This window comes from Segeticoccus rhizosphaerae (genome assembly GCF_009192725.1).
Taxonomy (GTDB): Bacteria; Actinomycetota; Actinomycetes; order Actinomycetales; family Dermatophilaceae; genus Segeticoccus; species Segeticoccus rhizosphaerae.
This window is the reverse complement of record NZ_VOHR01000269.1, coordinates 1-5,144: the sequence shown is the minus strand read 5'-3', so window position 1 is coordinate 5,144 and position 5,144 is coordinate 1. Positions and strand designations below refer to the sequence as shown.

General features: G+C 72.5%; 5 protein-coding genes. 3 read left to right on the top strand and 2 right to left on the bottom strand.

The genetic code is table 11. From position 1 onward, the window contains the following. Positions 1 to 774, top strand: a 774-nt coding sequence (locus FRW57_RS16920; protein ID WP_152186548.1) for a UbiA family prenyltransferase, incomplete at its 5' end; no start/stop codon positions are given. 107 nt (positions 775 to 881) lie between these two features. On the opposite strand, the gene FRW57_RS16915 is transcribed toward FRW57_RS16920, so the two are convergent. After that, entirely contained in the window at positions 882 to 1,940 is a 1,059-nt protein-coding gene (locus tag FRW57_RS16915; RefSeq protein ID WP_152186547.1) for a glucose 1-dehydrogenase, read from the bottom strand. 79 nt (positions 1,941 to 2,019) lie between these two features. Here FRW57_RS16915 and FRW57_RS16910 point away from each other — a divergent pair, with 79 nt between their 5' ends. Continuing rightward, positions 2,020 to 2,307, top strand: a complete 288-nt coding sequence (locus FRW57_RS16910) for a hypothetical protein (RefSeq protein WP_152186546.1) — start codon at positions 2,020 to 2,022, stop codon at positions 2,305 to 2,307. A 42-nt stretch (positions 2,308 to 2,349) separates the two neighbouring features. Here FRW57_RS16910 and FRW57_RS16905 read toward each other — a convergent pair whose 3' ends face one another. Further along, positions 2,350 to 4,443 carry a RecQ family ATP-dependent DNA helicase gene (locus FRW57_RS16905; protein ID WP_338055376.1) on the bottom strand — a complete coding sequence of 698 codons (2,094 nt, stop codon included), beginning with the start codon at positions 4,441 to 4,443 and terminating at the stop codon, positions 2,350 to 2,352. 96 nt (positions 4,444 to 4,539) lie between these two features. On the opposite strand from FRW57_RS16905, the gene FRW57_RS16900 reads away from it, so the two are divergent. Further along, the coding region (locus tag FRW57_RS16900) for an MFS transporter (protein WP_152186544.1) at positions 4,540 to 5,144 on the top strand (605 nt) is incomplete at its 3' end.

Here is a 5,144-nt window from a genome sequence, read left to right as displayed (position 1 = left end):
ACCCTCGCGGTCACGGCCCTCGCCGGTGTCTTCGCGGCCGGCTCCGGGCTCGGCGCGGCTCGCTGCGCCGTCCTGCTGCTCGCGGTCGGCAGCGGACAGCTGGTGATCGGCTGGACCAATGACCTCGTGGACGCCGGCAGGGACCGGCTCGTCGGACGGACCGACAAGCCCCTCGTCACCGGGGAGCTGGAGGCCCACCTGGTGCGGCGGGCGCTCGGTGTGGCGGCCGGGGTCACCGTGGTGGCCTCGCTGGCCTGCGGTCCCTGGGCGGGCCTCCTCCACGTCTTCCTGGTCGTGGGGAGCGGGCTGGCCTACGACCTGCGCCTGAAGCGGACCGGATGGTCGTACCTGCCCTACCTGGTGGCCTTCGGGACGCTGCCGGCGGTGGTGACGTGGACCCTGCCGCAACCGGCGTGGCCGGCGTGGTGGGTGATGGCGGCATCCGGGCTGCTCGGAGTGGGCGCGCACCTGGTCAACGTCCTGCCCGACCTGGCCGCAGATGCCGCGACAGGAGTGGCCGGGCTGCCGCACCGACTCGGCGGGCCACGGGTGCGGGCGCTCACGCCGGTGGTGCTCTGCGCCGCAACCGCCCTGCTCCTGCTCGCTCCGCCCGGTCCACCCTCCGCCCTCGGACTGGCCAGCGGTGCGGTCGTGCTGCTGCTCGCGCTGGTCAGCATCCGGGGCGGTGGCAAGACTCCCTTCTACGGCGCGATCGCCATCGCGGCCGTGGACGTCGTGATGCTCGTGCTGCTGGTCACCGCTGAACAGCGTTGAGGTACAACGGTTTTGGCCGACTACCTCTTACTGGGGGCGTCCGCGCCGTTCATGGCGAGCCCACGCGGGGGCTGCAGGCGACTGCTCGAGCCGCAGCACCGCGACGGTCACGAGCTGCCGTCGAGCGTGATCGCCACCTTGACGTCGTCGTCCTGCGCCTGGAAGGCGTCCGCGAACCTCTCGAGTGGCACTCGCCGGGTCACGAGCCGTTCGAGCCAGGACACGTCCGCCTTCGCCAGGGACTGCGCGGCGAGGGCGTAGTGGTGCAGGTTGGCGTTGACCGAGCCGAAGATCGCGTCGTTCTCGAGGACGATGTCGCGGTTGAGCGCGCCCGCGTCGATCTTGATGGCCCTGCCGATGGAGGAGATCCCGGTGAGGCAGAGGATTCCGTAGGTCCCGGTCGCCGCCATCGCACCGAAGATCACCTGCGGCACGCCGGTGGCCTCCACCACGATCTCGGGCCGCAGCTTCTCGACGACCTCGTCGATCGGCTCGTTGTGGTAGGTGCCTCCGAGGTCCTTGACCAGCTGGGGCTTCGGGCCGTCCTTCACCACGTCGAGGACGTGGACGTCCAGTCCGCGTTGGGCGCCGAGCAGCGCTCCGAGCAGACCGATGGGGCCGGCGCCGGTCACCAGGACGTTCTTGGGCTCGAACCACGCGCGGTTGCCGATCCGCTCGATCTGGTCCCAGGCCTTGGCCACGACCGTCGTCGGTTCCATCAGCATGCCCACGGCCTCGAGTCGCGGGTCGAGCTTGACCGCGTAGTCGGCCTCGACGGTCCAGGCCTCGCTCGCGTAGCCGTCGATCTGCTTGATGCCTCGCTCGGTGTACTTCCCGTTGCGGCACATGTCGAACTGGCCGTGCGCGCAGGCGCCGCAGGGCTCGGGGTCCGGGCGACGGACGACACCGACCACGAGGTCTCCCGCGGCAAAACCGGTGCCCTCCGGGGCCTCCCGGACGCGTCCGAGCGACTCGTGGCCGAGCACCAGCCGGTCGCGCCCGGGTGGGGCCCAGCCGTAGTCGCCGGCCGCGAGCTCCTTGTCCGTGCCGCACACCCCGACTGCCAGCCCGTCGACCAGCAGGTCACCGGCCTGCGGCGAGGGGTCGGGGACGTCGGTCACATCGAGCGTGCCGGGGGTCTGGGGGGCGAGGGACAGTGCGCGCATGGAGGCCAATCTAGACGGCTCGACGCTGGCCGTCAGGTCGGGAGCGTGCCAGTGTGGGATCGGACGAAGGGAGCTCGCCATGGGCAAGGCGCAGGAGCCGCAGGCACAGTCGGCCTCCGAGATGGCCGACCACGAGGTGGAGAACCAGCACGACCTGCAGAAGTGCATCGACCTGGTCTTCGCCGAGCACGCCGGCAAGACCGTGAGCGAGCTGCAGGTCCTGCTGGAGGACGCCGTCGTGGCCGCCGGTCACCGGAAACCACCGAAGACCTGGCTGCACGCGGTCAGCGGTGAGATCGCGGACGGGCGCCGCTACATCACCGGTACCTGGGCCGGAGGCACGGGGACTGCGGACGCGCCGACCTGATCGCCGTGCCGACCGGCCGCGGCGCCGTCGGCTCCTGGTCGGTCAGGGGCGACGGTGCAACAGGAGGGGCAGCACCCGCCCTGCCCCAGCCGAGCGCAGGTGGGCTGCGGCCACGGTCAGCGGCCAGAGCGACGAGGACGCGTCGCACACCAGCAGCACGGTGCGATCGCGCAGCTCGGGCACGATCTCGTCATCGACCACGATGGCCGACCGCCAGGCCGCTGCCTCCTCAGGGGAGCTGAGGTCTGGCCCGGGGCGCTCCCCGGAGATGCGCAGGTCGGTGCGCGCGAGCCGCCCCACGGAGGCCAGGTGGTCAGCGACGCCCCCCACCAGCTGTTCGAGCCCGGCGGCGGCCAGCGGCACGACCACGTCGGGCCGAGACGGCCACGAGCTGCTCCACTCGGCGAGGACCCCGACGGCCGCCGAAGACAGCTGTTCCGGTGGAGGCCCGTCGTGGGTCATGGCCGATCGCACCAGCTCCCGCCACTCGGGCGCGTCGGCGTAGACCAGGGTCCGGCCGACCTCGGCCATCAGCTCGGCCGGGATCCGGCCGCGGCTGCCGAAGGCACCGCCGGGCCACATCTTCCGCGGCTCGAGCAGGTGCACCTCGCCGCGGAGCGACCGCGTGACCGCGGCCACGGTGTCGTCGGACGGACGCGTGAGCAGCGGCTCGGGCAACCGGCCGAGGCAGACCGAACACCGGCCGCACGGCGCGGCGGTCTCGTCGTCCAACGACTCCTGCAGCAGCTGCATCAGGCAACGCGCGCCGCGCGTGTAGTCGCGCATGATCTCGGCCTCGCGGCGCCGGGTGGCGACGATCCCCTCGTAGTGCTCGGCGTCGTGGTGCCACTCCACCGCCGCACGCACCCACCCGCGCTCGGTGCGCTCGACGACGCCGTCCACGGCCAGTTGCTTGAGCATCAGCTCGACCCGGCCCCGCCGTAGGCCCGTCTCGGCCTCGAGCGAGGGCACACTGGCCGTCTCGCCCTCCGGGTAGGCCTCGAGTCCTGCGAGGAGCCGCTGCACCTGGGCGGGGTCGGGGATGGTGGCGGTGGCGAAGTAGTCCCACACTCCGGCATCGGCCTCGGAGGGCAGCAGGGCGACCTGGGCGTGGTCGATGCCGCGGCCGGCGCGGCCCACCTGCTGGTAGTAGGAGACCGGCGAGGGCGGTGACCCGACGTGGACGACGAAACCGAGGTCCGGCTTGTCGTAGCCCATGCCCAGGGCGGAGGTGGCCACCAGCGCCTTGACCCGGTTGTCGCGCAACGCGTCCTCCAGTCGCTCGCGCTCGGCGCTCTCGAGCTGGCCGGTGTAGGCCGCCACCGGCAGGTCACTCCCGTGCCGCTCGCGCAGGACGGCCGTCAGCCGCTGCGCATCCGACACGGTGAGCGTGTAGATGATGCCCGAGCCGGGCAGCAGCGGCAGCTGGTCCACCACCCAGGCGAACCGCTCCAGCGGACTCAGGGCGTCGACCACCGCGAGCTGCAGACTGCTGCGTGCCAGTGGACCACGCAGGACCAGCGTGCTCTCGCCGAGCTGCGCGGCGACGTCCGCGGTGACGCGTGCGTTGGCGGTCGCCGTGGTGGCGAGGACGGGGGTCTCGGGGTTGAGTCGCTGCAAGACGTCGGACACGCGGCGGTAGTCGGGGCGGAAGTCGTGTCCCCAGTCGGAGACGGCGTGCGCCTCGTCGATCACCAGCAGGCCGATGCGTCCGGCGAGCCGGTCGAGCACCCGCCGACCAAAACCCGGGTTGGCGAGTCGCTCGGGTGAGACGAGCAGCACGTCGACCAGGTCGTCAGCCAGCTCGGCCTCGATCTGCTGCCAGGCGTCGATGTTGCTCGAGTTGAGCGTCCTGGCCCGCAACCCGCCACGTCCTGCAGCCACGACCTGGTCGCGCATGAGGGACAGCAGCGGCGAGACCACCAGGGTCGGCCCGGCGCCCTCGGCGCGCCGGATCGCGGTGGCGGCCCAGTAGACCGCGGACTTGCCCCACCCCGTCGCCTGCACCACCAGTGCCCGCGCCCGCGGCTCGCTGAGGGCAGACACGGCCTCGACCTGGTCGGGACGCAGCTGCGCTCCCGGCCCGGCCAGCGCCTCGATCACGCGTTGCGCCACGTCGGTCCGTGTCGTCGTCATCGCCATGGTGGCGACCCTACGGTCCGCAACCGACACCTCCACCGAGGCATTCGCCTGCCGTACGCTGCCACGCGTGCGAGAGACCAGGTCGGTGTGGTGACCGGCACGCCCTCGGCCAACCATTGGGCTCCCGTCCTCGCCTACGCAGCAGTCAGCGCCACCATCCAGATGCTCTGGCTCACCTTCGCGCCGGTCACCACGGGTGCGGCCGCCTACTACGGGGTCGGCGTGGGTGCCATCGGCTGGCTCGCCCAGCTGTTTCCCCTGCTGTATGTCGTGCTGGCCCTGCCCGCGGGCCGGCTGCTGGACCGTTCCCTCCCCGGCCCGCTCTGTGCCGGAGCAGCCCTGACCGCCGGCGGAGCGCTGCTGCGGCTGATGGGCGAGTCCTTCACCGTCGCGCTGGCCGGACAGCTGCTGGTCGCGATCGCCCAGCCGCTCGTGCTCAACGCGGTGACCGCCGTGTCGCGACAACACCTGCGACCGGCCGACCGGACCACCGGGATCGCGATCTCCTCGGCGGGCATCTTCGCCGGCATGGTCCTCGCGTTCGCCACGGGAGCGGCGTTCGGGGACGGTCACCTCGCAGCCCTGCTGCGGGTCCAGGCCGCGGTGTCCGTCGCGGCGGCAGTCGCGCTGGCCGCCGCCCTGACGGCACGCCGGGGTCGGGCTGCTCCACCCGACACACGGCCGGAGCAGCCGGA

What these genes read in the sequence shown, in the direction of transcription:
- FRW57_RS16915 (WP_152186547.1), bottom strand. Translation starts at nt 1,940, where the DNA reads ATGCGCGCACTGTCCCTCGCCCCCCAGACCCCCGGCACGCTCGATGTG.
- FRW57_RS16910 (WP_152186546.1), top strand. Translation starts at nt 2,020, where the DNA reads ATGGGCAAGGCGCAGGAGCCGCAGGCACAGTCGGCCTCCGAGATGGCC.
- FRW57_RS16905 (WP_338055376.1), bottom strand. Translation starts at nt 4,443, where the DNA reads ATGACGACGACACGGACCGACGTGGCGCAACGCGTGATCGAGGCGCTG.